The 26,930-nt window shown below is 55.8% G+C and carries 19 protein-coding genes and 2 CRISPR repeat arrays; of the genes, 4 read left to right on the top strand and 15 right to left on the bottom strand.

From position 1 onward, the window contains the following. Positions 1-11 precede the first annotated feature (11 nt). The 3 genes from F591_RS0100605 to F591_RS0100595 form a co-directional block, all read right to left on the bottom strand. The gene (locus F591_RS0100605; RefSeq protein WP_019532635.1) at positions 12-2,447 is read right to left on the bottom strand and encodes a CRISPR-associated helicase/endonuclease Cas3; all 2,436 of its coding nucleotides are present in this window, start codon (positions 2,445-2,447) and stop codon (positions 12-14) included. Between the two features lie 357 nt (positions 2,448-2,804). Next, positions 2,805-5,281: a CRISPR direct-repeat array (repeat unit 32 nt; unit sequence GTTTCAATCCACGCTCCTATGTGAGGAGCGAC). Positions 5,282-5,587: 306 nt separating this feature from the next. Further along, positions 5,588-7,941: a CRISPR direct-repeat array (repeat unit 32 nt). A gap of 588 nt (positions 7,942-8,529) precedes the next feature. Next, positions 8,530-10,872: an RNA polymerase recycling motor HelD gene (helD, locus tag F591_RS0100600; protein ID WP_019532634.1), complete on the bottom strand. Its 2,343-nt coding sequence runs from the start codon at positions 10,870-10,872 to the stop codon at positions 8,530-8,532. A gap of 524 nt (positions 10,873-11,396) precedes the next feature. After that, the gene (locus F591_RS0100595) at positions 11,397-11,693 is read right to left on the bottom strand and encodes a hypothetical protein (protein ID WP_019532632.1); all 297 of its coding nucleotides are present in this window, start codon (positions 11,691-11,693) and stop codon (positions 11,397-11,399) included. 238 nt (positions 11,694-11,931) lie between these two features. On the opposite strand from F591_RS0100595, the gene F591_RS0100590 reads away from it, so the two are divergent. Next, complete coding sequence (locus tag F591_RS0100590) at positions 11,932-12,231, top strand: DUF3817 domain-containing protein (protein WP_019532631.1); 300 nt, start codon at positions 11,932-11,934, stop codon at positions 12,229-12,231. Positions 12,232-12,394: 163 nt separating this feature from the next. Here the strand turns inward: F591_RS0100590 and F591_RS0100585 are convergent, their stop codons facing one another. From F591_RS0100585 to F591_RS29335, 4 genes are all read right to left on the bottom strand, one after another. Beyond that, entirely contained in the window at positions 12,395-12,820 is a 426-nt protein-coding gene (locus F591_RS0100585; protein ID WP_019532630.1) for an SRPBCC family protein, read from the bottom strand. Positions 12,821-12,949: 129 nt separating this feature from the next. Further along, positions 12,950-13,216 (bottom strand): HPr family phosphocarrier protein, encoded by a 267-nt coding sequence (locus F591_RS0100580; protein WP_019532629.1) that lies wholly within the window; start codon positions 13,214-13,216, stop codon positions 12,950-12,952. A gap of 313 nt (positions 13,217-13,529) precedes the next feature. Next, positions 13,530-13,991: a zinc ribbon domain-containing protein gene (locus tag F591_RS0100575; protein WP_026326279.1), complete on the bottom strand. Its 462-nt coding sequence runs from the start codon at positions 13,989-13,991 to the stop codon at positions 13,530-13,532. 108 nt (positions 13,992-14,099) lie between these two features. Further along, a complete protein-coding gene (locus F591_RS29335) occupies positions 14,100-14,867 on the bottom strand; it encodes a GNAT family N-acetyltransferase (protein ID WP_083935213.1) in 768 nt (255 codons plus the stop codon). 251 nt (positions 14,868-15,118) lie between these two features. On the opposite strand from F591_RS29335, the gene F591_RS0100565 reads away from it, so the two are divergent. Next, positions 15,119-15,613: a PCYCGC motif-containing (lipo)protein gene (locus F591_RS0100565; protein ID WP_040740577.1), complete on the top strand. Its 495-nt coding sequence runs from the start codon at positions 15,119-15,121 to the stop codon at positions 15,611-15,613. 109 nt (positions 15,614-15,722) lie between these two features. Then, positions 15,723-16,766, top strand: coding sequence for a sporulation integral membrane protein YtvI (ytvI, locus tag F591_RS0100560; RefSeq protein WP_019532625.1), 1,044 nt, complete (start codon positions 15,723-15,725; stop codon positions 16,764-16,766). A 184-nt stretch (positions 16,767-16,950) separates the two neighbouring features. Here the strand turns inward: ytvI and F591_RS0100555 are convergent, their stop codons facing one another. Then, on the bottom strand, positions 16,951-18,498 hold the full coding sequence (locus F591_RS0100555; RefSeq protein ID WP_019532624.1) for a bifunctional ADP-dependent NAD(P)H-hydrate dehydratase/NAD(P)H-hydrate epimerase: 1,548 nt from the start codon (positions 18,496-18,498) through the stop codon (positions 16,951-16,953). Positions 18,499-19,051: 553 nt separating this feature from the next. After that, positions 19,052-19,291, bottom strand: coding sequence for a YkuS family protein (locus tag F591_RS0100550; RefSeq protein WP_019532622.1), 240 nt, complete (start codon positions 19,289-19,291; stop codon positions 19,052-19,054). Positions 19,292-19,444: 153 nt separating this feature from the next. On the opposite strand from F591_RS0100550, the gene F591_RS0100545 reads away from it, so the two are divergent. Next, positions 19,445-20,014 carry an NAD(P)/FAD-dependent oxidoreductase gene (locus tag F591_RS0100545; RefSeq protein ID WP_019532621.1) on the top strand — a complete coding sequence of 190 codons (570 nt, stop codon included), beginning with the start codon at positions 19,445-19,447 and terminating at the stop codon, positions 20,012-20,014. A gap of 161 nt (positions 20,015-20,175) precedes the next feature. On the opposite strand, the gene F591_RS0100540 is transcribed toward F591_RS0100545, so the two are convergent. From F591_RS0100540 to F591_RS0100515, 6 genes are all read right to left on the bottom strand, one after another. Beyond that, a complete protein-coding gene (locus F591_RS0100540) occupies positions 20,176-20,619 on the bottom strand; it encodes a YlbF/YmcA family competence regulator (RefSeq protein WP_019532620.1) in 444 nt (147 codons plus the stop codon). A 127-nt stretch (positions 20,620-20,746) separates the two neighbouring features. Then, entirely contained in the window at positions 20,747-22,216 is a 1,470-nt protein-coding gene (gene miaB, locus F591_RS0100535) for a tRNA (N6-isopentenyl adenosine(37)-C2)-methylthiotransferase MiaB (RefSeq protein ID WP_019532619.1), read from the bottom strand. A 124-nt stretch (positions 22,217-22,340) separates the two neighbouring features. Next, a complete protein-coding gene (gene pduL, locus F591_RS0100530) occupies positions 22,341-22,910 on the bottom strand; it encodes a phosphate propanoyltransferase (protein WP_019532618.1) in 570 nt (189 codons plus the stop codon). A 211-nt stretch (positions 22,911-23,121) separates the two neighbouring features. Then, a complete protein-coding gene (locus F591_RS0100525) occupies positions 23,122-23,988 on the bottom strand; it encodes a 2-oxoacid:ferredoxin oxidoreductase subunit beta (RefSeq protein ID WP_019532617.1) in 867 nt (288 codons plus the stop codon). Next, positions 23,976-25,730, bottom strand: a complete 1,755-nt coding sequence (locus tag F591_RS0100520; protein ID WP_026326278.1) for a 2-oxoacid:acceptor oxidoreductase subunit alpha — start codon at positions 25,728-25,730, stop codon at positions 23,976-23,978. The genes F591_RS0100525 and F591_RS0100520 overlap by 13 nt, the downstream gene beginning before the upstream one ends. 235 nt (positions 25,731-25,965) lie before the next feature. Next, the gene (locus tag F591_RS0100515; protein ID WP_019532615.1) at positions 25,966-26,922 is read right to left on the bottom strand and encodes a dipeptidase; all 957 of its coding nucleotides are present in this window, start codon (positions 26,920-26,922) and stop codon (positions 25,966-25,968) included. Positions 26,923-26,930: the final 8 nt, after the last annotated feature.

Below are 26,930 nucleotides of genomic sequence, written 5' to 3'. Positions count from 1 at the left end.
TCAATAAATGTCTATATTAATGCTACTTCCCACTCGCCTTCTCCGCCCGTTTCAACGCCGAACTCATCGGAATAGGCAAATTCGCGCAGAGCCAGTACATGACCATTCAGCAACGGATAAAGCGCCTCATTCTGTACCAGCTTCCGCTTTTCTTGATCATACAGATTGACCACATATTGCTGAGCTTTTCGCAGCAAATCGCCAAGCTTCCGGCTGTCCAGTTCACCATTCAGGTCCGCGATCAGCGTGCGCGCGTCCTCGTTGTAAGGAACCAATACGGAGGCCGCAGCGTTGTCAATCACTTCAAAATACTGTTCCGCTGTCGCGAATGACGGGCGGCTCAATATTTCGGGAACGCGTCGACGCGTATTTTTAAACGATTCGTAGTACGTTTTGTTGGTGCTAAGCAGTTCGAACATTTTATTATCCAGCTTCGGAATCGGATAATCCATTCGCTCCTTCATATGATGAAAGTAATAATGAAAATAGGACTTCATCGCTGCGGCAGACAGCAAGTAGCGACCAAATCGCTCCGGGCTTTGACGATACTCGTACAGCAAACGCTCGGTCATTTGAGCCCCGATCTTAATCTCCGGCAATTGGGTTAGCGATTCATCGGCCGATTTGATGATATACACCGTCCGCATCGGGTCCTTGCCGTGACGATTGCACCGTCCCGCCGCTTGGGCAATGGAATCCAGACCGGCTAACGAGCGGATCACGCAGTCAAAGCTGATATTCACTCCCGCTTCGATCAGCTGCGTGCTGACGCAAACGACCCGCTCCTCGCCTGTAAGCGCCTCGATGACTTGGCCTAACGCCTTTTTGCGGTGCGCCGCGCACATATTCGTACTCAAATGAAACAGCTTCACGCCGCTTTCACCGATTCGCAGATCCTGCACAAGCCGGGCAAACAATTTCCGAACCGCTGTTTTGGTATTAAGGATCACCAGAACGCTGCGGACTTCCTCCAGCCGCTCTCCGACAAAATCGGCCAAGCGTTCAGCTCCCCATCCCTCCGGCTCGGTTCGGTCTTCAACCTCCACCCGCTTAAAGCGATCGGCGACATCGTCCAAACTGCCGATCATCTCGGGCCACTCGGACAAACGAAGCTGATGCTTGACGTAATCGAGCGCAGGCTGCGTCGCCGTGCACAGCACAATGCTGGAATTGCCAAAGAAATGCAAGAAGTTCAGAGCCTCGTTGAACAACGAAATGCATTTGAGCGGCACGGATTGCACCTCGTCGAAGATCAGGACACTATTAGCCAGGCGGTGCATTCTGCGGATATTTCGCGTTCCCTTGGCATACAACGTGTTCAGAAACTGCACCATCGTCGTAAAAATAATCGGGCGGTCCCAGTTGTCCCGGGCGAGCCGAATCTTCTTCTTCCGCACGTCGTAATCTTCCGTCTCTTCATCCATCTCATCAACGACGTTGGAATGATGCTCCAGGATCAGATCGTGCTCCTGCAAAATATCCCGAATCTCGGCGGCGTTCTGTTCGATGATCGTCGTGTAAGGCACGACGTAGATGATCCTTTCTTTCCCTGTGGCCATCGCATGCTTGATCGCGTAGCGGAGGCTGGCCAATGTCTTGCCGCCCCCGGTCGGAATGGACAATGTATAGATACCGGATGGCCGCTGCCAGGCGAACGCTTCACACTGATCGGACATCTCTCGCCTCAAGCGGTTGATTGGATGGCCGGCGTCCGGATCGTTATCGAACTCCTTGATTTTTCGCATCAGAGCATCATAGCATCGGTTGAAAAACGCTTCGCGATCAAACGGCTCTTCTGCAGCTTCCTTCTCCTCGAATTGCCGGGTATTGGTCCGGTCGGCGTCAATCAGGCAGCTGAACACGTATTTGATGACAAGCGAGACGTTAATGCTTGAGTGGCTGTTCTTTTGAATTCGTCCGATGATCTCTTCCAGTTCCTTCCTGGCCTCTGCAAAATACCGCTCGAACTCGGCGCGGTCAGCCAATTGGAAGAAATGCTCCTTGGCTTGCTCGTAATCTTCCAGCTTTTTGTTCGCGACTCTGTCAAGAAACGGCGAATCCGATTCGGGGCCGTAAAAATCCCGCAGTCCTTGATGGTGAGAGATGATACAGTTGGCGGCCCATTCCGCCGTCAATTTGTCCCCGGGCGTCTTCGCCTCCCGATGAAACCGCTCGTACAGCAGCTTGCCGCCAGCTGTGGAGTGATCGACCGATCCTCTGCGCGGAGGAGTGTCCGGGTTGGCTACTGCTTCTTCAATGTATGACTTGAAGGATTGGGTCAATTTCCCCATGTCATGCAGCCACCCGGACAGTCCGGCCAGATGCCTCAGGCCGATTTTGCCCCCGTACTCCTCGCATAACCTCCGCACTTCCCGCAAATGTTCTTCAGCCGTCTGAATTTCCCCATCTGCTTCACGGATGTGAGCAATATAGTCCTTGTAGTCCATAATACCTCCGGGCATCCCGGTCTTTCAGACCGATTTCTCGTTGGCATATCCATTGATCATGAGACTATCGATGTACTATTTCGACACTGTTTGGCGGATTCCTTCCAAATCTATCATAATTTTTGGAATTTTTTAATTTTTCCATCATCAAGCGGATTCATTGTCGGAAAAGAGGGATAAATTAGGGGTTTTGGATCGTTGAATAAAAAACAAATAAGCCTGCCGGCAAATACGCCGACAGGCTAAATTTTGCATGGAAAGTGATACAAAGCCACGACGATGGGTGACCGTGGTGTCTATGCGTGCTCTTACGGGAGGGGCGACGGATCACAACGAATACGCCCGGAAATACACCGGGTTTCAATCCATGATCCTATGTGAGGAGCGACCCGCCACGAAAACCAGCATTTCGCCAGCCTCAAGTTTCAATCCACGCTCCTATGTGAGGAGCGACCACCCATTTTTTCAGCAAGCAACGTCGTAATGTAAGGTTTCAATCCACGCTCCTATGTGAGGAGCGACCCCGGTGGCAGTGAACACTGCAGCAACCTTGCGGTGTTTCAATCCACGCTCCTATGTGAGGAGCGACTTAATGCTATTATGTCGTATGAGGATATTATCAACGTTTCAATCCACGCTCCTATGTGAGGAGCGACGGCGCTGTCCAGGATCAGTAAGTCCTAGTTTTCTGTTTCAATCCACGCTCCTATGTGAGGAGCGACCAATAACGCGGAGCCCTTCGGGGCTCCCAGGGAGGTTTCAATCCACGCTCCTATGTGAGGAGCGACCCATTTAATCACCTCCCCCGTGTATAAGTTTACCAGTTTCAATCCACGCTCCTATGTGAGGAGCGACAGCTGATCCCATGACTTGCCGTTTGCAAACTTTTTGTTTCAATCCACGCTCCTATGTGAGGAGCGACGCTATGCGAGTATCCGCTGTTCGTGATTGATCGGTTTCAATCCACGCTCCTATGTGAGGAGCGACAATTTAAGTGGCCCCTTTTTGGTCTGGATGACCGGGTTTCAATCCACGCTCCTATGTGAGGAGCGACATGGCTTCGGTACTGACGCTGTCCAGCCGGGGCGTTTCAATCCACGCTCCTATGTGAGGAGCGACGCGGTCGTGGTCGCGGCTAAATGTACAAATTGCGGTTTCAATCCACGCTCCTATGTGAGGAGCGACCCACGCCGCTGCCGTGCGCACGGACAGTATGGCGTTTCAATCCACGCTCCTATGTGAGGAGCGACCGGAACGACGGCCGGGAGCTTTATACCGGGATGGTTTCAATCCACGCTCCTATGTGAGGAGCGACACACCGGGGATGTCGAGCTGGACGTCGCGGGCAAGTTTCAATCCACGCTCCTATGTGAGGAGCGACTTGGGTTGAAGAGATGCAAGGGTATTTTGGAGAGGTTTCAATCCACGCTCCTATGTGAGGAGCGACAGTGCTTCTCGCTGACGTCGTCGCCCAAGCGCTCGTTTCAATCCACGCTCCTATGTGAGGAGCGACCCACCCTGCCTTCGATTGCCGAAAAATCCGCCACGATGTTTCAATCCACGCTCCTATGTGAGGAGCGACCGTTAGGGCCCAGACCGCGGTGCAGCGCCACTGTGTTTCAATCCACGCTCCTATGTGAGGAGCGACACCACCAGGTGGTAACTGGAGAAAATTACCTCTGGTTTCAATCCACGCTCCTATGTGAGGAGCGACCTTTTCCGTGGAAGTCGATGTATTGCTGCCGAGAGTTTCAATCCACGCTCCTATGTGAGGAGCGACCGAACAATCTAATAACGTCACCCGAGTTACCGTGTTTCAATCCACGCTCCTATGTGAGGAGCGACATGTATCCCTATGCTATAAGTGTTCAAGGGAAGCAGTTTCAATCCACGCTCCTATGTGAGGAGCGACTCGGCACGATCTGCGCAGGCAACGGCCTTCTTGCGGTTTCAATCCACGCTCCTATGTGAGGAGCGACAAAACGGGCAAAGCTCCCACTCGATGGCATGGATGTTTCAATCCACGCTCCTATGTGAGGAGCGACCCTACTCGTTTGAACAACGTAAACGGTTCGTCAAGTTTCAATCCACGCTCCTATGTGAGGAGCGACTTCATAGGTGCAGCCCCCGTCATGCGTGGCATTGTTTCAATCCACGCTCCTATGTGAGGAGCGACACTACAGGCGTAGTGGACGATGTTGGCGCGATCGGTTTCAATCCACGCTCCTATGTGAGGAGCGACGACCCTCTGTCGTCCAGATACCACCACCAGTTTGTTTCAATCCACGCTCCTATGTGAGGAGCGACACGGTCCGGGTCGTGCTTCACGGGCTACTCGTGGGTTTCAATCCACGCTCCTATGTGAGGAGCGACTTTATCATCCAGCCGGCTACCGAAGACGATATCGTTTCAATCCACGCTCCTATGTGAGGAGCGACCCTTACGGATATTAGTATTGTTGACACTCCGCTTGTTTCAATCCACGCTCCTATGTGAGGAGCGACACGTCAATATTACGTTACGTTTCGCAAATTCCTCGTTTCAATCCACGCTCCTATGTGAGGAGCGACGGTTTACGTACTGGCTCCGCGGTTGGGATTATGACGTTTCAATCCACGCTCCTATGTGAGGAGCGACCATTTGAGTATTTTGTCGAAAGGGTGAAGCGGGGTTTCAATCCACGCTCCTATGTGAGGAGCGACAATCGAATGCTGGTGGGATGACGGACATCTATATGGTTTCAATCCACGCTCCTATGTGAGGAGCGACTATGAGGACGTTTATAAAGTTAACGAATGGGTGGTTTCAATCCACGCTCCTATGTGAGGAGCGACAGCAAAAATACACACAATCAATCCACTTCCAGCATCAATTCAAACACTTTCTGGAAAACCGTTGCCAAATACGCATCAATTTGCTATTGACTTTTTCAAGCAAACAACAATTTCAACGATTTCCGACAAATTTCGAGGTGCGAATGACCCGGGATTTTTATGGGAGCTTCACATTCGCACCTTACCAACCTTACCGTGTAACGAAAAAAAATCGCCGAATCGGCCTTACGTCCATTATACAACCAAGTCCGCCATTTTGAAACATATTGACCTTCATTCGACGTTTTCAACCCTGACGGCAGCCGAAGTTTCAATCCACGCTCCTGTGTAAGGAGCGACTCGCGGGCGATCCGCAGCTTCTCCAGCCGCGATAGGTTTCAATCCACGCTCCTACGTGAGGAGCGACGCAATATCAAGGCTTCTCGGATTCTTACGAAGTTGTTTCAATCCACGCTCCTACGTGAGGAGCGACGCATGAACTAAAGCACAGCCTTGAAGAAGCAAAGGTTTCAATCCACGCTCCTACGTGAGGAGCGACCTGTGTGGGTGATCCTCTGGCAAGTGAGCATAGTCAGTTTCAATCCACGCTCCTACGTGAGGAGCGACTTGCCGTCATAAACGTACTTGACGTGTTCAAGCGGTTTCAATCCACGCTCCTACGTGAGGAGCGACGCGGATCAGACTGCTGTCGATCTGGACCATGCCGGTTTCAATCCACGCTCCTACGTGAGGAGCGACGATGTCGACTACGTCGTCAAAATCTTCATTGGCGTTTCAATCCACGCTCCTACGTGAGGAGCGACTCCAAATCTTCCGGATGCTCGACAAAGAGCACCAGTTTCAATCCACGCTCCTACGTGAGGAGCGACTTGGCCCATGCCTGGAGTTGTTCAGCAATGTGGAGTTTCAATCCACGCTCCTACGTGAGGAGCGACCAGCGGACTTGCAAGAGGCCCAAATGAAATCGATTGTTTCAATCCACGCTCCTACGTGAGGAGCGACTATACCAAAGTACCGCGAATTTATCGACAAGTTAGTTTCAATCCACGCTCCTACGTGAGGAGCGACCGGCTTTACGTTCGAGTTTCCGGAGCCGGATGCGGTTTCAATCCACGCTCCTACGTGAGGAGCGACTATCAAACGCCTTCCCAACGTCCATCGACTTCGGTTTCAATCCACGCTCCTACGTGAGGAGCGACCGCGGTATAAATGATCGACCCTTCCCGTTTATCGTTTCAATCCACGCTCCTACGTGAGGAGCGACCAGGCTTGCGCCAGGTGAGTACCGGGTCAAACCGGTTTCAATCCACGCTCCTACGTGAGGAGCGACAGCAAAAATGGTGTTTGAGCCCATAAACATTGGTGTTTCAATCCACGCTCCTACGTGAGGAGCGACGCTTTATCGACACGGCCAAAGATGCCGCTATGCTGTTTCAATCCACGCTCCTACGTGAGGAGCGACGGCCCCCGAACCACAAGTATCCGCGGCACCGATGTTTCAATCCACGCTCCTACGTGAGGAGCGACGAGCATCATTCTAAGCTCCGGCCTGTCGCCTGATGTTTCAATCCACGCTCCTACGTGAGGAGCGACTCCTTGGTAACATAACCACCACTGACAACATACGGTTTCAATCCACGCTCCTACGTGAGGAGCGACGACATTTTTTGAGCGCTCTAAGATACAATCTTATTGGTTTCAATCCACGCTCCTACGTGAGGAGCGACTGACAACATTCTATCATCTTTTACGCCTTTTTGGGGTTTCAATCCACGCTCCTACGTGAGGAGCGACTGATTCGTTCGTACATTGGCCGTTTGCTGCCGCGGTTTCAATCCACGCTCCTACGTGAGGAGCGACATCATTTGCTTCAACTTGGTTTGGATGCGTTAGAGGTTTCAATCCACGCTCCTACGTGAGGAGCGACTACGGCTCAGTCAGGCTCGTTGCATTGGTTAGGTTGTTTCAATCCACGCTCCTACGTGAGGAGCGACGCGATAGGTAGCACGGAGCCCCGGAGGGCTCCTACGTTTCAATCCACGCTCCTACGTGAGGAGCGACGGTTGATAATAAGCCGGACCCACGTATTGAACGATTGTTTCAATCCACGCTCCTACGTGAGGAGCGACACGCAATGCAAGCGACAGGTTCTGGCCGCTGTTGAGTTTCAATCCACGCTCCTACGTGAGGAGCGACGCTACCGGGACGGGATTGACCGGACGATGCGGGTGTTTCAATCCACGCTCCTACGTGAGGAGCGACCGGACGGCACCCGGCCGCGGGAGGCAGTTACGCGGGTTTCAATCCACGCTCCTACGTGAGGAGCGACATACGCTCGGTCATTGATCGGGCGTTTTTTTTGTAGTTTCAATCCACGCTCCTACGTGAGGAGCGACGCGGGGGGCTAACCAGCTGTCGCAACTCGACAAGGTTTCAATCCACGCTCCTACGTGAGGAGCGACCGCGGAGATTCCCCGCAAGCAACAGACCGTCGAGGTTTCAATCCACGCTCCTACGTGAGGAGCGACCTACACGACGTCATACGGCGCAAAAGGGAGGAGGTTTCAATCCACGCTCCTACGTGAGGAGCGACGGGTGTACCATGTTCCGGGGAACATGACGTACCGGGTTTCAATCCACGCTCCTACGTGAGGAGCGACAGCAAAAACACACACAATCAATCCACTTCTAGCATCAATTCAATCATTTTCCAAAAAAACCGTTGCTAAATGCGCATGAATTTGCTCTTGACTTTTTCTGAACCTATGCAAAACCGCATGTATTCGACAAATTTCGAGGTGCGAAAGACCCGGGATTTTTATGGGAGCTTCCCATTCGCACCTTACCAGCCCCTGCCGTGTAACGGAAAAATCGCCCGAATCGGCTTACGTCCATTATACAACCAAAACCGCCATTTTGGAACATATTGGCCTTCATTCGACGTTTTCAACCTTCACAGCTGCTGTCTCCTCCGCAGAAAAAAAGAGTCCGGCAGCAGGCTCGGGATGGTAAGGTGCGCGATTCGGACGCTTCCTCCAGCCATTTTGCCGCAAAAAAGGAGCCCTCACACAAAGTTTTGCCCGCGGCACTACGCCAAGTTAGCACGTTCCCGCTTCCTCCGCATGTGTGCTATCGGGACAGGCGAGAGCGGCTACTTGCACGCGCGCAACGGGCTCCAGATCGCGAAGCTCGGGCGCAAAAGACAAGGGCATCCGCCGCAAGCTCGATGCATTGTCATGGATCGCACATCATTCCAGCGTATACGTATCCGCGGGAGCCTCGCTGATGAACGGGCTCGCCTTGCCGACTGCGTATAAGTGCAGCTCGTGCATCGCCCGTGTGCAGGCGGTATAGAACAGGCGGCGGTCGCTTTCCCGGCCGTAGCGCTCCTCGGAAGCGTTGTACAGGATGACGGCGTCGAATTCCACCCCTTTGGCCAAATAACATGGCATGACGAGCACGCCCCGGTCGAACGCCGCGGAATTTTTGCCGATGCGCCGGATGCCGGGCACGCCGCGAAGCGACTCGTACGCCTCGGCCGATTCGCGGTCGCTTTTGCAGATGACGGCGATCGTCCGGTGCCCTGCGGCCTGCAGCTCGCATATCCGCTCCGCAATGCGCCGGCCGAGCTCCTCCGGCTCGGAGAGCGTGGTCACCGTCGGAAGGCGGCCTCCCCGCTCAAAGGGGACGATCTGGTCTCCGCCCGCGATCATGGAGCTGGCAAACGTCATGATCGGCAGCGTGGACCGGTAGCTGCGCGTCAGCACGATCGTTTCGGTCTCGCTCTCTCCATACAGCGAGCGCACATACCCGAACGCGTCTCTCCCCGAGGCGTGAACGTGAATCGCCTGGTTCAAGTCGCCGAGCACCGTCATTTTGCTGCGCGGGAACAGCCGTTTCAGGAAAGCGAACTGAAAGTCGGAATAGTCCTGGGCCTCGTCGATAAACACGTGGCGCACCGTATTGTTCGTCCGGAAGCCTTCGATCCGGTCCTTCAAATACAGGTAAGGCGTCGCATCCTCATAAGCCAGCTGCGACCGATCCAGTCTCGCCAGCGTCTGCTCGCATATAGCCGGCCAGCATGCCGGCACAGTGACGTCCGGCGCAGCCTCGGCGCGCAAGCCGGCATCGGCGTGCAGCTGCCGATATACGGCGGCGATATCGACGAAGCCGTATCTTTTCAGCGCGGCGCGGATTGGCTTGAAACGCTCGTTCACGATGTACTTGCCGAGCAATTCCTTCTCTCTCTCGTAATCGTCGAAGCTCTCCTCCGTAAACCTCCGCTTCCGCCGCAGTTCCTCGTATGCGCGCATATACGCCTCGTTATCGAGCAGCTCGATTTCCTCCTCGACCCAGGGCTTGGACAGCTCCTTGCGGGCCAACGCTCTCAGCTCCTTGAGCAGCTGCTCGGACAGCTGCGCCAGCCGGTTCGGAATCGACAGAGACGGATCGAGCGAATAGAACAGATCGGCAATCCGCTCTGCCGGGATCAGCGTCTCGCCGCGGAATACAATCGGCCGAAACTTCAGGCCCCGCTTGCCGAGATAAGCAATGTAGCGATCCAGCAGCGCCAAATAATCCGCTGACGCCTTGTAGCGGATGCCTTCGATCCGCGCCTCATAGCCGGGCTGGTCCTGCTGCGCGTATGCATACTCCAATTGGTCGTAAGGGTCCTCTACCTCGAACTCGTCTCCCAGACGGTGCGCCAAATATTCCTGGAACGTCGTCTGCTGCATGTTCTCCTCGCCGAGCTCGGGCAGCACGGTGGAGACATAGCTGTTGAACATCGGATTCGGCGAAAAAAGCACAATATGCTCCGAGCGCAGTTGCTCCCGATAACGATACAGCAGATAGGCGACCCGCTGCAGCGCCGCCGATGTCTTGCCGCTGCCGGCAGCCCCCTGAACGATCAGCAGCCGGCTCCGCTCGTTGCGAATAATCCGGTTCTGCTCCTTCTGGATCGTCGCGACGATGCTCCTCATCTGCGGGTCCGCCTGCTTGCCGAGCACCTCCTGCAGCAGCTCGTCGCCGATCGTGATGCCGGTATCGAACACGCTGCGAATCCGGCCTTCCCGGATGATGAATTGGCGCTTCAGCTCCAGATTGCCGCTGATGGTGCCGCTTGGCGTCGTATATTGAGCCGGTCCCGGAGGGTAATCGTAGTACAGATTGGAGACCGGCGCTCTCCAGTCGTAGATCAGAAACGCCATCTCGTCCTTGTCCATAAAAGAACCGATCCCGATATAGATCGATTCGCTGTCAGCAAGCCCGTCCTCGCGAAAATCGATCCGGCCGAAATACGGCGAATCCTGCAGCCGTTCCCACAGCTTCAGCCGCGCCTGCCCGTGCCGGTGGCTGCGCTCCCGCTCCGACAGCACCTCCGCCTGCTGCTTCAAGCTGGCATACGTCTCCACCGCTTCTTCCAAATTGTCCAGATTGACGGTCACATCGTCCCAGAAATTTTGGCGGATGTCGACGATTTGCGTTTTGATGCCGGACAGCTCGCCGCGAAGCGTCTCGAGCCGCTCGCCGATCTCCCGGGTAACCCGCTCGACCCGAAGCTGCTCCTGCTTGATGGTCTTCTCGTCCATGCTCTGTGAAACCGCTCCTTTTCCATGAAATATGAAGCTATTCACTGCGCTGAAGGCAGGTTGCACCGACAAGGTTGACAACCGCTTGCCATTGTGGTATTATTACATTAGGATAATAATACGCAGATGTTGATGATGTTTGGCGACACCATACAACATCATAGCATAAACGGATGTAACGATCAAGGAGGCCACATGGCCTCCTTTTCCAATGATCGGGGAAATGTTGCATTTTTGCAGGAATATCCGAGTCCTAACGCGCTTCGCTATCAATGGAATGCCGCCGCATAGCGGGCGGAAAGCTGGATTGCCCCCGCCACAGGCCGTGCTCCTGCCGCCATTCTCCAGCTTCTGCGGCTTCGATTGTGCCGATTTCACGCCAACGCCCCTCTGTTGACGCGCCGCGAAGAACAGCGCTGCGCGGCAGGCCGTGCCGCACGGAGTTCGGTCTTGTCGCCATATCCCCTTTTTTGAACGATTCGCGAAAAAAAGCCCGCTGCGCAGCGGGCTCTCGATGCTTGCTTTTAAAATGTCAGCCGAATGACGGCAATTTCCCGCTCGCCCTGGCTGACATGCAGCCGATGCCTGTCACGGTCATGGCGCACCGCGCCCAGGCCAAGCTCGATGACCGGCTCTGCGCCCAAGCCGTAAAAGACGTCGTCGGCCAGCGTCCTGATGCAGGCCTTTCGCCCGGCGGCGTCCAGTGCGTCCCAATCGTCGTCCGACATATCGAAAAAGTCGTGAATTTGCTCGACTTCCCCGATCGCCGCCGACAATTCTTCAATAATGTCCTCGTATTCCCTGCCGTACTTGACGCCCATGCGCTCTGCTCACCGCCGTTCTGTTTTCTGTAACTATACCATGCCGAGCTGCCTCCACACAATGAGCGCACAATGAGCACGCCTGAAGGCCGGGTCCCGCCCTGCGCCGCCTGTCCGCCCCCTTCCTTGCCCGGGAGCGACAATCTTTGAAGTTATTATGAACAATTTCACCTTGTTCAGTTCGCGCTCTATTTTTCTATTATAATGATAAAGATATCGATGAAAGGGGGATTCGTTTATGCTCAAAACGGCTATCGGACGACTGCGATTCATCGGCCTTCTGGAGGGCATCTCCTATTTGCTGCTGCTCGGGATCGCCATGCCGCTCAAATATTGGGCCGATCTGCCGCAAATGGTCAGCGTCGTCGGCGCCGCGCACGGCGCGTTGTTCGTGCTGTATTTGCTCGCCATCGTGCTTGCGGCAATCGTGCACCGCTTCTCGCTGTGGCTCATCCTTGCCGCCATTGCCGCATCGTTGCTGCCGTTCGGTCCGTTCGTCCTCGACCGGCGCCTGAAGCAGTGGGAACGGCCCGTTTAGCGCTGGCCTCCCGTCCCGGAGCGGCCATGTACATACCCGGAACCGGCTCGAATCGAAGCCCGGCAGCCGCCGGATGCTCGGCATCGGCCGATTGTTATCGGTCTTGCCTGCAGCTGCTTGCTGCACCGCATCGCAAGCAGCTGGAGCGCTGGCCCGACATCACTTAAGCTTGCTCAACATACTTTTTAAAATTGTCTAAAATCGCCTGCCAGCCTGCTCTTTGCATCTCAATGTCATTGGCCGCCTCTGCTTCGAACGATTCCGTGACGCTCGTCGCGTTATTCCGGCTCTTGAAAGCGACAGTCACTTTTCGGCCGTCATCAAGCGTGAAAGCAATCCATTCATTTTGTCTCACTTCATCATAAACTCCGCTAAAATCAAATCCGAAGCTGCCGTCCTTGGCTTCCATCCTTGTCACGAATTTTCCGCCAGGTCTCAAATCGTTCTCGGCTTTGGGCGCATGCCATTCATCCGTAGCAAAATACCAATTAGTGATATGCTCCGGCTCTGTCCAAACCTGCCACGCTTTTTCGACAGGCGCTTGGACCGTCGTTTCGACGGTGATCGTTACTCGCTTTTCTGTGCCCATCATGCCACCTCCACATATGCTTGTTATATCTTTGCCTAATATAGCATGTCGCCGGCAGATCCATTTCTTCCCGATTGCTATCTGGTTACAAAAAAACCGGCGATTCGTTCGCCGGCGTCGTTACAGCGGTTATGATTTCAGCGGCAACCGTTCCAGCAGCTCGCACATCGCATCGAGCGCTTCCTCCTCGTCGCTTCCTTTCGTCTGGATCAGAAGGCGCGTGCCGCCGCGGATCTGCATCAGCATCATCCCGAGCATGCTTTTGGCATCCAGAACGATCTGCTCCTCCTCCAGCTTCAAAGTAACGGCCGAGCGAAAGCGGCTCGCTTGCTGCGCTACCGTTTGCAAATCGTTCGCCTGCAAATCTTTGGGAACAGTGATCTCATGCACTCTCATGATGATTCTCCTCCATGATTCGGTAACTGTATGACGGCAGCCGGACTGGCGAAGATCCGTTGATCGAAGCTATTATACTACAAATCTTTCGAGAAAGCGATTGCAAAATGAGCTCGCAAAAGCAAATTGCCTGCGCCAAATACGATACCGTCAGACGAAAAGGGTGCATCCTGACCGTCTAGTAGAATAATATGTAAGCTGGCATGAGAGCGCTTATGTGAATCTCCTGTCGAGGCAGCTGCCTTGCGAAGAGTGCGAAGCTGCCGGAGACGCGCAGCCGATGGGCCAATCGACTTTAGACACTATCCGCCCGTCACATGATCAGAATGCCGGTCATGATTTGCACGACGATCATGATCAACCGAAAAACGAGCAGCCCTTTGCCGATATTCTGCTTGCTGCGATCATCGCTAAAGGCGAAAATGCCGCCGACGATCAGCCCGACGAGCGGAATGATGCACGTAGCGATAAACACGAGCGCGACCGCGCACCCGTCGCCAGACGCGGAGCCTTCGCGATAGATATAGATGGTGGGCTTCCGCGGCGCCCGAATCGCGACATCGCCGCAATACTCACACTTCAGCGCTTCCGGCTCCAGCTTTTCGCCGCACCCCCGGCAGACGGTCGGCTTTCCCGCTACAATGCCAGTGAACTCCTTCTCCGCATCAGGCGTTCCTTGCAGCTCGGCCCCTTTCAGCGAGGAGCCGCACACGACGCACATGAACGCCTCTTCCCGATTGGACTCCCCGCAATAACTGCACAGCTTGACGGCCATCTGCCCCACTGCCCGCTTGCGTCTGCATGATGCGCGCCGCTATTCCTTCCTACAAATATACGCGGGAACAGGGAATATGTTTGCTGCGAGCTTGTCACAGAACCAGGCTTATTTGGAGCAGACTTCAAGCCAGACGGGCCGATAACCGACGCTTGTGGCCAGCGAGCGGGAGGCGAAGTGGCTTGCGCTCGTCGAATAATAAGGAATTTTGTTCATCTCCAAAATGCGTTCCGTCACCTTCCCGACCAGATAAGAGCCGATCCCTTGCCCGCGGCAATCCGCCGCGACGTCGACTCCAACCTGAAGCATCTGCTCGCAGTCCTCGCTCGCTCCGGCAATTCCTACGATCCGCTCGCCGTTCCAGGCGACAACAGCGAGAATATCCGGCCGATCCGCATTGATCCGGTACCGGAGCGCATTAACAAATCCGGCATATTGATACAACTCGAGGATTTGCCTTCCCTCGGAATAATCAAGCCAAATATGAGGCGGCTTCGGTCCAATGCGCAGCGATTCGGGGAAGCACACATATTTGTGATCCGGACCGGCTAGCGTTTGGCCGCGGCTTGCCGCATAATCGGCAATTTCGCGCAATGTCGCAAGCGAGAAAACCTCCTCGCGCGATTGGCCCGCGATTCGTTCCTTCAACGCTTCGAGATGCTCCGCTTCGCCGGTGACGACTACCGACGCTCCCATTGTCGTCAGCGAGAAGCTATGCGGCCGGTACGGAAAGCTCCTGCGCCCCGGCATTTCCTTCTTGCGGCAATAGACGATCCCTTCCTGAAGCCATTGCTCCGGCTCGCAGCAAAAATCGGAGCTCAGCACATACCGGACGACAGACAGGCAATCTTGCTTGGTCATGGTCAGTACACTCATGTTATCCCCCTGCGCTCTCTCGCGATGTTGGTTGTTGCTGCAAGCTTTGCAGCAATCCTATATAAACGACGTATCGCAGCGGCAAGACGTTCCTGTTTTTTTCGGCAACCGCGATCGATCATCCTTGAATAGGCATCGATAGACGTGTTTCTTACAGAAAAAGCACATTTGTCCCGTAAGTAGCGATCGATTTTGCGGATTCGTGATAAGATAGACCTGAACCTGTGCGTTGAACAATTGGGGGTGTGCTTATGTTACGACGATTATCGATGATTGCGCTAGTGGCCGTCTTCCTCGGCGCGGGAGTCGGCTGTTCCGGGCAGGCCAATTCATCCGGGGGTCATGCCGGCCATCCGCATATGGCGGAAAACGGGGATTTGCAGGAGAAGACGGCCTCCCCGGATCAACTGCCCGGCTTTTTGGATACGCAGCCGGAGCAGGTCAAGCGAGTGTACAGCCTCGCTGCAGCCCATATGGAGCTGCTCGGCGGCATGCCCTGCTACTGCGGCTGCGGCGAGAGCGCCGGCCACATCAGCAACTTGAACTGCTTCATCCGGGAAGTATCCGCGGACGGGGCGGTCGTATGGGACTATCATGCGACACGCTGCGGCGTATGTCTGGAAATTGCCGTCAAGGCGGCCGCTTACAAGCAGCAGGGCAAGTCTAACGCGGACATTCGCCGGACGATCGACGCTTCCTACAGCAAAGGCTACGCCGAACCGACGCCGACGCCGCTGCCCGGCTAAGTGATTCAATGAGCGGCCGACTGGCCCGATTCGTTGAAACTCCCGTTATCCGGCACTATAATGAAAAATATGGAGTTTAACGAAGCCTGGAGCCTGGGGAGACGATCGCGTGCCGCTGAAAACGATTGCACTGCTGCTTGTCGGAACTGTTCTCTTGTATGCCATGTTCACAGTCGGGTTTCCGTTTTTGCTCGCTCTCATTATTGCGATTCTGCTTGAACCCGCCGTGCTCTGGCTGATGAAGACGCTAAGGCTGAACCGGATGGCCGCCTCCGTCGCCGCCTGCACCGCATGTGTGATTAGCCTTCTCGCCGCTTTTTATTTTATCGGGCTGAAAGCGTATTTTGAATTGCAGGAGTTTTGGAACAAAATTCCGCTGCTGCTGAACGATGTAGATCTATATATCCAAAGCGCGCTGACCGGCCGGGAAGATATGTTCCAGATGTTTCCTAAAGAGTGGGCCGGCTATATCCAACAAGGCTTGACCGTTTCCGTCGATTCGCTGACGGACGCGCTGAAGAGCCTGATTGCCGCCGTTTCCGGCCTGTTCCTGGACGTAGCCCGGACGATTCCGAATCTGTTCGTGTTCGTTATCGTCTTTATCGTGGCGCTCTATATGTTCAGCTTCGGACTCGACCAGCTGAAGCGGGCCAGTCTCGGCCTGTTCGCCAAGGAATCGGTCGCCAAGGTTGAAAGCGTGCTGGTCCATCTGAAGAAGGCGATTATCGGCTTCATCCGGGCCCAGTTTCTGATCAGCCTGCTGACTTATCTGATCACCTTGCTGGGACTGCTGCTATTGGGAACTCCTTACCCGCTGGCCGTCGCTCTGCTGATCATGATCGTCGATCTGCTGCCCGTTCTCGGGACCGGCTCCGTCCTGGTGCCATGGGCTATCTACAATCTGATCGTCGGCGACATCCATACCGCCATCGGGCTGACGCTGCTCTTCGTCCTGATCACGGTCTTCCGGCGCATTGTCGAGCCCAAAATATTGGGCGATGCCGTCGGCATCAGCGCTCTCGCCGCGCTGGTCAGCCTGTACGTCGGCTTCAAGCTGGTCGGCGTGGCCGGCTTATTCCTGGGGCCGGTCATCGTCATCTTCTATCAGGCGCTCAAGCAGGCCGGTCTGATCCGGATTCAAATCAAGCTGTAGCTTGATATAGCCTGCTCCCGGCTATAGCCTGCGCGCCCGGCGCGGCTGCCGGGGGCCAGCCGCTTCAGGCCTGCCAGCAGTTGCTTCAGGCCTGCCAGTTGCCGCTTCCCTCTTGCCCGCTCAGGTGCTGAGGGAGGCGGCTTTTTAGCGCTGGACCGCAGTCGCCCGCGCCGGCCTGCGCGCGTCACAGCTCTTCCACGATGTCGCCGGCGATCAGCGCCGCCGGACTGCTGCGCTTGGCCGCGGCACGTTCCCCCGCCGCGCCGTGCAAATAGACGCCGAGGGCGGCCGCGCGCCCGGCGTCAAGCCCTTGTGCGAGCAGGCCGCCGATCAGGCCTGCCAGCACATCGCCCGCACCGGCGGTCGCCATCCCCGGATGGCCCGTCGTGTTCACGAACACGACGCCGTCCGGGGCGGCGCACACGGTGCGCGAGCCTTTCAGCACGAGCGTTACGCCGTGCTGGATGGCATAGCGGCGCGCAAGGCCGATGCGGTCCCGCTGCACCTCGTGCACGGGGAGGCCGGTCAGGCGCGCCATCTCACCCGGATGCGGCGTCAGCACCGCCGCCGCGCCGCTGCGCCGCTTCCATGCGGCGAAGTCGGGCGCGTCGGCGATCATATTGAGCGCATCCGCATCGGCCACGAGCGGACAATCCGTCCGCTCCCACAGCTCCCGCAGCCAGCGGCTGTCGCCGCGGAAGCGGCCCATGCCGGGCCCGACGACGAGCGCCGACTTGCCGCGGCAGACCGCGGCCAGCGCTTCCGCCGGGATGCCCTCCCAGCCGCCCGCGGGATGCGCCGCTTCTCCGTCTGGGGCAAGCCCCGCCAGCATCACTTCCGGCACGCGCCCCGCCGCGATTGGCACGAGCACGTCCGGCATCGCCCATGTCGCCAGCCCGGCGCCGGAGCGAAGCGCCGCTTTGGCGCACAGCAGTCCGGCGCCGCTCATATTCCGGCTGCCTGCGGCAAGGACAAGATGCCCGTACGTTCCTTTGTGCGTATTCTCCTTTCGCTGCAGCCATCCGGGAAGATCCAGCTTCTCCTGCACGATCTGTTCTGAAGTCGTGAATACGTTCACCCCGAACGAGTCCGCCAGCGCCGGAGGAATCCCGATGTACCGGACCACGGTGCGGCCGGCGTACTCCGCGCCGGGGTGCTGCTCCAGCCCCCGCTTCGTGAAGGCAAGCGCCACCGTGACAATCGCCCGGATGCAGGGATCGCTCACCGCGCCGGTATCCGCATCAAGTCCACTCGGGATATCGACCGCGACGATCGGCAGACCGCTGCCGTTAGCTTGCCGAATCAGCTCCGCATAAGCATCCCGCGGCGCCCCCCGGCTGCCTGTTCCTAGCAGCGCGTCGACGATGCCGCTGTACCCGCTCCAATCGATCGACCGGGAAGCGTCGAAATCCGCCGAAGGCAAGCCGCACCGCTCTGCGATATCGCGCTGAACGGCGGCTTCTCCCCGCAGCGTAGCTCGACTCGCAGCATAGAGCAGATGCACGTCGTAGCCCGCATCCTTCAGATGCCGGGCCGCTACAATGCCGTCTGCGCCGTTATTGCCTTTGCCGACTGCAATGAGCCAGCGGCCTTTGACCCCGCCGGAGAGACGCATGACCTCCTCCGCCACCGCCCGCCCGGCATTTTCCATCAGCACGAGCGCGGGAATGCCGAGCTGTTCAATGACATATCGATCGATTTCTCTCATTTCCTCCGCGGTAACCGCGTGCATGACTTCCGCTCCTCTCCACCCCGACGACCAAGAAGAGCCAATCCTTCTCATCCGTCGTCACTTCAGTATTGAAAATTGCTGCGCATCAACAGCCCATTTTCAAAACAGTCTATTCGTCCCCATTATACTCCCGAAAGCAAAATCGGAGCAAAGCCGCTCCCTCCCGCCAAGGCATAGGAAGCCGCGACGAATCCTTTGCCACAGGCCGTCGCCTTCGGTACGCTGCTTGTTTGCCGGGACCGTCGGGGACGGGGCTGCCCTTATCTCGCTCCCTCCCGCCAAGGCATGGGAAGCCGCGACGAACGAATCCTTCGCCACAGGCCGTCGCCTTCGGTACGCTGCTTGTTTGCCGGGGCCGTCAGGGACGGGACAAGCCCTTGTCGCAGCCGCAGGCGGCAGGCTGCGGCGTGACGGCCCCTCCCTGCCGATCGCTTCAAAGCCGCGCCCAACGGGGCATGCGCCAAAAAACAATCCCCGTTCCAGGCGGAACGGGGATTTAGCGGCTCGGGTTGGAGAGCAGCCCGAGTCATCTCGTCAGCAGGCGGTTCGTATATCATTGGAGGCGCTGGTTCACCTGCTGCAGCACTTCCTCGGCAGTCATGCCCTGCGCATTGATGACAGACGCCTGCGTCGCCGTTTCGGCCATTCCCATTACATTCTTGTCCTGTCCGGAGATGACGCAGCAATCGCAGCCTTCCAGACCTCCGCCTTCCATGGATACGACATCGTGGCCGCTTTGCTGCAGCGCCTCCTTGACGCTTTGCAGACTGTTCTCTACGGCAATTCTCGCCATGCCGTTCCCCTCCTCTCAATGGATTTGAACTGTCAGGCAACAATGTTATTGTGGTAGCCGTGACTGCAAATTATACCGAATTAATTCGCCATTGACTTTACAAACATTATTATTTACTATGTATATAAATACCTGAAAAGGAGTTGTTGAACCATGTACGATATCGCCATTGTCGGAGCCGGTCCGGCCGGTTCGAGCGCTGCCCTGTTCGCGGCCAAAGCAGGCAAAAAAACGGTTGTCATCGATAACGATGCCAGCATTACGAAACGAGCCTGGGTGGAAAACCATTACGGCGTAGAGGAGATCGGCGGCGACGAGCTGTTCGAGCTCGGCAAGAAGCAGGCGGCCAAATTCGGCGCAGAATACATTCGGGGCAAAGTGACGGGCGGAGAGCCGACCTCGGAAGGCGTCAAGCTTGTCACCGAGGACGGGCATACGGTCGAAGCGAAGCACGTCATTCTGGCTACCGGTCTCTTGACTGACCTGGCCGAGCAGTTGGGCGTTCAGCTCAAGCCGGGCACGGAGCCGCGGGTCAAAACCGTCATTGACGCAGGCCCGGACGGACGAACGAACGTGGCCAACGTATGGGCCGCCGGAGCCGCCGCTGGCGTCAGCTTACATACGATCATCACCGCGGGAGACGGCGCCAAAGTCGCCATCAACATTATTAGCGAGCTGAACGGCGAGCGCTACGTCGACCATGACGTGGCCAAGAAGTCTTAAAGCCCTCTGCCGGAACGCAGCAAAGCCCGGACGCATCCGAAAACGGTGTGGCCGGGCTTGCTTTTTCTGGCTTTGACCCACGCAAAAAAGGAACGCCGCCCCTAACTGGGGACTGTGCGTTCCTTCCGAGTGCATTCTGTTGCCGTATGCCATATCTCCGCTTACTCGCTGCAGGACGTACGGGCGACGGAGCCGGATTCGACGTTGATCTTCTCCGACAACGAATCGCGGATCACGCTCATGACGAGCTGCAGCAAGTAATTGATATCTTCCTGGGATTGCTTGAACTGGCTGACGATTGGTACGCTGTCCAGCTCGTCCTGCAGCGCGTCGATCTCCTTCTCGATCTTCTCCACCATGGCCCGGTTCTCGAATTTCTCGAAAGCGACGATCTCCTTCTGCTTCTTCTTGATCTGGCTGATCAGCGTCTGGACATGATCGTTACCGGCAATTTGCCGCTCCGCCTGCTGGAAAAACTGCACCTCGCTGGAGGTTGCCAGCAGATCGGCCAATTCCTTCGCCTTGGCCAAAATATCTTGGCGAACGATCATTTCCGTGTTCGTATACTGCTCCATACCGCAGCTGGTGCGTTTAACGGTGGTCATCGCATATTGCCCCTTCCAGTTTCTATGAATCCTTCTCTCATCCGCGTATCGAATCGCGAATCGCGCGCTGACACGGACAACGCGCCTTTAAAGGCGAGCGCCTGCCAACCGTCCTCCGATGAACCGGTTAGTTGGCGACGGCTTCGCGCACCCAATCGCCTTTGAGATAGAAGGTCGGCGTTTCCGTAATTTTCACCTGAACGAATTGCCCGATCAGCTCCTTCGGGCCTTCGAAATGGACGAGCTTGTTCGTGCGCGTCCGTCCGGCCAGGACGGCGGCGTTGTTCTTGCTCTCTCCGTCGACCAGCACTTCCACAATCTGGCCCTTCAGCCGCTCGTTGCTCTCCTTGCTGATCGCATTCAACACTTCGTTCAGCCGGATCAGCCGGTCCCGCTTCACCTCGTAAGGCACGTTGTCCTCCATGCCTGCGGCAGGCGTTCCTTCTCTCGGGGAATAGATGAACGTAAACGCGCTGTCGTAACGAACTTCCTTCACCAGCGACAGTGTATCCTCGAACTGCTCCTCCGTCTCTCCCGGGAAACCGACGATAATATCGGTCGTCAATACGACATCCGGAATCGCCGCTTTAATTTTGCGGACAAGCTCCAAGTAATGCTCGCGCGTATATTTGCGGCTCATGCGCTTCAAAATTTCATTATTGCCTGACTGCACCGGCAGATGAATATGCTCCATCAGGTTGCCTTTGCGGGCCAGCACCTCGATCAGATGATCGTCGAAATCGCGCGGATGCGACGTCGTAAAGCGTACCCGCGGCAGATCGATCTTGCGGATATCGTCCATCAAATCGCCGAACCGGTAATCGATATCCTCGAAATCTTTGCCGTAGGCGTTGACGTTCTGGCCAAGCAGCATGATCTCCTTGAAGCCTTGCCGCGCCAGCTCGCGCACCTCGGCGATGACGTCCTGCGGCCGGCGGCTCCGCTCCTTGCCGCGGGTATACGGCACAATACAGTACGTGCAAAACTTGTCGCAGCCGTACATTATATTGACCCATGCCTTGATGCCTTCGCGCTTCTTCGGCATGTTCTCGATGATGTCGCCTTCCTTGGACCAGACCTCGATCACCATCTCCTTGCTGAACATGGCTTCCTTGATCAGGTGCGGCAGGCGGTGAATGTTGTGCGTGCCGAAGATCAGATCGACGAACGGGTGCTTCTGAAGAATCCGGTTGACGACGGATTCCTCCTGCGACATACAGCCGCATACGCCGAGCAGCAGCGAAGGCTTCTCCAGCTTGAGATGCTTCAAGTGGCCGAGCTCGCCAAACACTTTGTCCTCCGCGTTCTCGCGCACGGCGCATGTGTTAAGCAGAATGATATCGGCCTGCTTGCGATCCTGCGTCGGGCGGTATCCCATCTGCTCCAGCATGCCCATGATCGTCTCCGTATCGTGCTCGTTCATCTGGCAGCCGTACGTCTGGATCAAGTAATACTGGTCCTTGCCGATCTCCTTCAGCTCGTCGGGGATTTCAAAATCGTAATGAACCTGAATCTCTTCCTTCCCCCGTTTCTTCGCATCGGAAAGGGAAGGAGGCTGGAAATATATCGAATAATCTTTTTCAGATTTGCTCTTCATGGCTTTCCTCCTGAAACTTCAGCGCTTTAGCTGATGGTCCACAAAACATCATGCAGTCTATTATATCATGCTTCGCGCTGACGTTTCAAAAGAATTGTCTGCCTTGGAACGATCCGGCTTCGATTCACGGCAAAATGGTCGCCCAATCGCCGGTCTTTACCCCGGCTGCGTTCGCCTCGTCTGTATCGATGTGCATATCGAGCGCAAACTGATCCGAGACGCGGGCGATGACGTTCTCGAATATCACCGACCGTTCCCCTTCGACCCGGACAGACAGCTTCTGCTTGTCGGTAATCCCCCATTTGGCCGCATCATCGGTATGAAAATGAATATGTCTCGCCGCGACGATGACGCCTTCCGGCAGTTCGACCTCCCCGGCTGGCCCGATCACCTTGATTCCCGGCGTCCCGTCAATATTGCCGGATTCGCGCACAGGCGGCTGAAGCCCGAGCTGGAACGCATCCGTGCGGGATACTTCGAGCTGCGATCTCCCGCGAGCCGGACCGAGGATACGAACCTTATCGAAGCGGCCCTTCGGCCCGACCACGGCAACGGTCTCCTCCGCGGCGAATTGCCCCGGCTGGGATAATTCCTTCATTACCCGAAGCTCATATCCGGGACCGAACAGCTGATCGATATGCTCTTTCGATAGATGAATATGTCTAGCTGATACGCCTACTGGCACGCGCTTCATCGTTTACACGCTCCTTTGCTTATTCGTTCTCTATTATAGCAAATAATGGCGACATTCCCTTCGACCATCTTTGACAACATTTTGATATTGCATACTTGCTTCCAATATTTCTTTCATATGAAAAAGGCTTTAATCCTTTAGCGAAGTTAAACTTTCTGTAACAACAAAAAATGATCCGATGCCTCGCATCGGATCATTAGCTGCTACCTATTTATTTGAATTCGGCGACCAGCTTGTTGAAGTCTTCTTCGCTCAGCTTCAGATCTTGATGAACCAGCGGCTCTTTCTTAAAGCCGGCGACCATATTCTCATAGCTGGGCTTGCTCTTGTCCTGATAGATCAAACCGGTCAGCATGCTGTTTGTTTCCATGATTTTGGTCATGGCCATGATCCGGTTGGACGGATCGTAATCCGGCGAATCTGCCAGATCAACGACATGCTCCTTGAACCATTCGTACGTGTTCACTTTGTTGAACGTCACGCAAGGGCTGAATACGTTGATGAACGAGAAGCCCTCATGCTTCAGGCCTTCTTCGATCAGCGACGTCAGCTGCTTCAGGTTGCTGGAGAACGATTGGCCGACGAACGTCGCGCCTGCGGCCAAGGCAACTTCAAGCGGCGACAATGCGCTCTCGATCGAGCCGCTCGGCGTCGACTTCGTCTTGAAGCCTTCCGCGCTCCGCGGCGACGTTTGTCCTTTGGTCAAGCCGTAGATCTGGTTGTCCATTACGATATAAGTAATGTTGATGTTGCGGCGAATCGCGTGAACCGTGTGGCCCATGCCGATCGCGAATCCGTCGCCGTCGCCGCCGGCCGCGATGACCGTCAGATCGCGGTTGGCCATCTTCAGCCCCTGCGCGATCGGCAATGCGCGGCCGTGCACGCCGTGGAGCCCGTAGGCGTTAATGTATCCGGAGATACGTCCGGAGCATCCGATCCCCGAAACAACAGCCAGCTGCTCCGGCTCCAAGCCGACGTTCGCGGCTGCTCTTTGAATCGCGGCCTGCACCGAGAAATCACCACAGCCCGGGCACCAGTTCGGCTTAACGTTGTTGCGAAAATCTTTTAGCGTTGCCATACAAGGTTCAACTCCTGACAAAATTTAGTGATTTCGGCCGGCATAAACGGATTGCCGTTATATTTCAGCATGCTCTTGATTTTGTCTCCGTGCCCTACGTTCAGCTTGATCAGATTAGCCAGCTGCGCCGTAGCGTTGTTTTCCACGACGACGATCGTTTTGGCCTTTTCCGCATAAGGCTTCAGCTCTTCTGCCGGGAACGGGTGAATCAGGCGAACCGTGACGTGGTTCGACTTGATGCCTTGCTCTGCCAGGCGGCTGCGGGCTTCGTCAATCGTACCGCCGGTGGAGCCCATGCCGATAATCAGCAGATCCGGCTCCTCATGCGGCGCATCGACCAGGATCGGATTCGTTACTTTCACATGCTTCAGCTTGCCGAGACGCTTATCCATCATTTTGCGGCGGTTTTCCGGCGATTCGGAAGGACGCCCTTCCTGATCGTGTTCTACGCCCGTAACGTGATGGATACCGTTCTTTTGGCCCGGGAGCGACCGCGGCGAGATGCCGTCAGCCGTGAACTCGTAACGCTTGAACAGCTTGTTGGGCTCGAGCGCGGGAAGCTCGCCTTGAACCAGCGCGCCGCGATCGATCTTGATTTTATGATAATCGAGCATTTCGCAGGACTGCTTGCCGAGCGACAGCTGCAGGTCGGTAAGCAAAATAACAGGACATTGGTATTTCTCAGCCAGATTGAACGCTTCAATCGTATCATAGAAGCATTCCTCAATCGTCGAAGGGGACAGAACAATCTTCGGAATTTCGCCATGCGTGCCGTAGATCATCGCGTACAGGTCCGATTGCTCCTGCTTCGTCGGCAAGCCGGTGGACGGACCGCCGCGCTGGGTGTCTACGATGACGACTGGCGTTTCGGTCATGCCGGCCAGTCCGATCGCTTCCATCATCAGGGACAGGCCAGGGCCAGCGGATGCAGTCAGCGCGCGCACGCCGCCGTAGTTGGCCCCGATGGCCATCGTACATGCAGCGATTTCGTCCTCGGTCTGAATGACCGTACCGCCGAATTTCGGAAGCACTTTAATCAGATATTCCATAATTTCCGATGCCGGAGTAATCGGATACGCCGGCATGAAGCGACAGCCTGCCGCAACCGCGCCAAGACCGATCGCGTCGTTGCCGATCATGAACAGCTTCTGCTTGCCGTCGGCAGGCGCCAGCTTGAATTCCGGCAGCGGACCGCCGTTCAATTCCAGCACAAATTCCGCGGCACGGCGAACCGCCTCCACGTTCTTCTCGACAACCGCAGGACCTTTGCGTCCGAATTCCTCTTCTACGGCTTTATTGAATACTTCAAGCGGCAATCCAAGCAGTGCCCAGGCAGCGCCGGAAGCGGCCATATTTTTAAACAGGGACGTTCCCAGCTCTTCCGCAATCGCCGTAATCGGCACCGGGAACAGCCGTACATTGCTGACGCCTTCCGGCAGCGTCGGGCTGAACTTCGCATCCGCTACGACAACCCCGCCGTCACGAAGCTCGTGAGCGTTGAGGTCGATCGATTCCTGGTCGAACGCGACGAGAATATCCAGATCGTCCGAAATCGAGCGAATCGGCTTCACGCTGATGCGAATTTTGTTATTCGTGTGACCACCCTTGATTCTCGAAGAAAAATGACGGTACCCGTAAAGATAGTAACCCAACCGGTTCAAAGCGGTAGAGAATATTTTGTCGGTACTCTCGACCCCTTCTCCCTGTTGTCCCCCGATCTTTAACGATAGTTGGCTAATCACCGTAAGTCCACTCCTTTTGATTGTCAATCACGGTTGCAATCCTCGAAATGCGGCAAATATACTACTTAAGGCGCACGAATGTTCAAATTTCGTTCACCTTTAAACCAAAGTTTATGACTTCGGTGTAAAAATTGCAAGGGGTTTCGACAAAATCGAAAGATAGCTATTTTCGATCAAACCCATATCATTTTGAGATTAGTCCGAACGCTTTATATATTTTTTTCAGATGTTAAGATTAGGTTAAAGGCAAATATCGGTACAAATACTCATACCAATTGCCGGCAAGCATTCTCCGCACCAGCTCATCGTCATAACGCTTGCTCAGCGCGTCGGCAAGCTGCGCATAACAGCCCGCATGCTCCATCCCGGCCACCCACCGGTCAATGCCGTCAAAATCCGAGCCGAAGACGAGCTGCCGCTCTCCTCCCAGCGCGCAAATATGCTCCACATGTCTTAAGATGCCGTCGATGTCCGCATTTCCTCCGTCCTGCACGAACCATGGGACGAAAGTCACGCCGATTCTCCCGTCCCGGCGAATCAGCTCGCGCAGCTGTTCGTCGTCGAGATTGCGCGGATGGCCGCAAATCGCCGCGGCATTGGAGTGCGTCGCCGCGAACGGCCTGTCGCTCGTCTCCGCCAAATCCCAGAACGCCCTAGTCGACAAATGCGACGCATCCAATAGGATGCCCATCGCGTTGCAATCCTGGATCAGTTTTTTTCCCCGCCGCGTAAATCCTCCTTGTCTGGGCTCGAGCACGCCGTCCGCCGCCCAATTGCCGTAATTCCAGGTGACGCCGATCATGCGCACGCCCAGCTCGCGCAGCGTTCGAAGATAGACGGGGTTGTCCTGCAAAGCGTCCGCCCCTTCCAGCGTAAGCAGTGCCCCCACCCGGCTGCCCGACCAGACAGCTTCGAGATCGGCGCGGGTTTTGACGCACAGCATCCGCGGATCGCTGGCGATGCGCTCATGAAATAAAGCAGCATATTCCAAGTAATGGTCGAAACGGGGGCTCCTTATACGTTCGGGCAAAAAAATCGCAAAAAATTGCAGCTTGACTCCCCCTTCGCGCAGCCTGGCGTAAGAGGCGTCCAGCTCAGCCGTATGCAGATCGAAAAAATCGATCTCGCTTCGCTCGTACATTTTATACAGCACGTCACAATGTCCATCAATGACCGGATAGCACGGCCGCATGTCAATCC

The organism is Paenibacillus ginsengihumi DSM 21568, assembly GCF_000380965.1.
In the GTDB taxonomy this organism is placed as follows: Bacteria; Bacillota; Bacilli; order Paenibacillales; family NBRC-103111; genus Paenibacillus_G; species Paenibacillus_G ginsengihumi.
Note: the sequence above shows the minus strand (reverse complement) of the source record. Positions and strands in the feature narration are given on the sequence as shown.

Coding starts and splice junctions, on each gene's coding strand:
- F591_RS0100605 (WP_019532635.1), bottom strand. CDS start 2,447: ATGGACTACAAGGACTATATTGCTCACATCCGTGAAGCAGATGGGGAA.
- helD (WP_019532634.1), bottom strand. CDS start 10,872: ATGGACGAGAAGACCATCAAGCAGGAGCAGCTTCGGGTCGAGCGGGTT.
- F591_RS0100595 (WP_019532632.1), bottom strand. CDS start 11,693: ATGGGCGTCAAGTACGGCAGGGAATACGAGGACATTATTGAAGAATTG.
- F591_RS0100590 (WP_019532631.1), top strand. CDS start 11,932: ATGCTCAAAACGGCTATCGGACGACTGCGATTCATCGGCCTTCTGGAG.
- F591_RS0100585 (WP_019532630.1), bottom strand. CDS start 12,820: ATGGGCACAGAAAAGCGAGTAACGATCACCGTCGAAACGACGGTCCAA.
- F591_RS0100580 (WP_019532629.1), bottom strand. CDS start 13,216: ATGAGAGTGCATGAGATCACTGTTCCCAAAGATTTGCAGGCGAACGAT.
- F591_RS0100575 (WP_026326279.1), bottom strand. CDS start 13,991: ATGGCCGTCAAGCTGTGCAGTTATTGCGGGGAGTCCAATCGGGAAGAG.
- F591_RS29335 (WP_083935213.1), bottom strand. CDS start 14,867: ATGAGTGTACTGACCATGACCAAGCAAGATTGCCTGTCTGTCGTCCGG.
- F591_RS0100565 (WP_040740577.1), top strand. CDS start 15,119: ATGTTACGACGATTATCGATGATTGCGCTAGTGGCCGTCTTCCTCGGC.
- F591_RS0100555 (WP_019532624.1), bottom strand. CDS start 18,498: ATGCACGCGGTTACCGCGGAGGAAATGAGAGAAATCGATCGATATGTC.
- F591_RS0100550 (WP_019532622.1), bottom strand. CDS start 19,291: ATGGCGAGAATTGCCGTAGAGAACAGTCTGCAAAGCGTCAAGGAGGCG.
- F591_RS0100545 (WP_019532621.1), top strand. CDS start 19,445: ATGTACGATATCGCCATTGTCGGAGCCGGTCCGGCCGGTTCGAGCGCT.
- F591_RS0100540 (WP_019532620.1), bottom strand. CDS start 20,619: ATGACCACCGTTAAACGCACCAGCTGCGGTATGGAGCAGTATACGAAC.
- miaB (WP_019532619.1), bottom strand. CDS start 22,216: ATGAAGAGCAAATCTGAAAAAGATTATTCGATATATTTCCAGCCTCCT.
- pduL (WP_019532618.1), bottom strand. CDS start 22,910: ATGAAGCGCGTGCCAGTAGGCGTATCAGCTAGACATATTCATCTATCG.
- F591_RS0100525 (WP_019532617.1), bottom strand. CDS start 23,988: ATGGCAACGCTAAAAGATTTTCGCAACAACGTTAAGCCGAACTGGTGC.
- F591_RS0100515 (WP_019532615.1), bottom strand. CDS start 26,922: ATGCGGCCGTGCTATCCGGTCATTGATGGACATTGTGACGTGCTGTAT.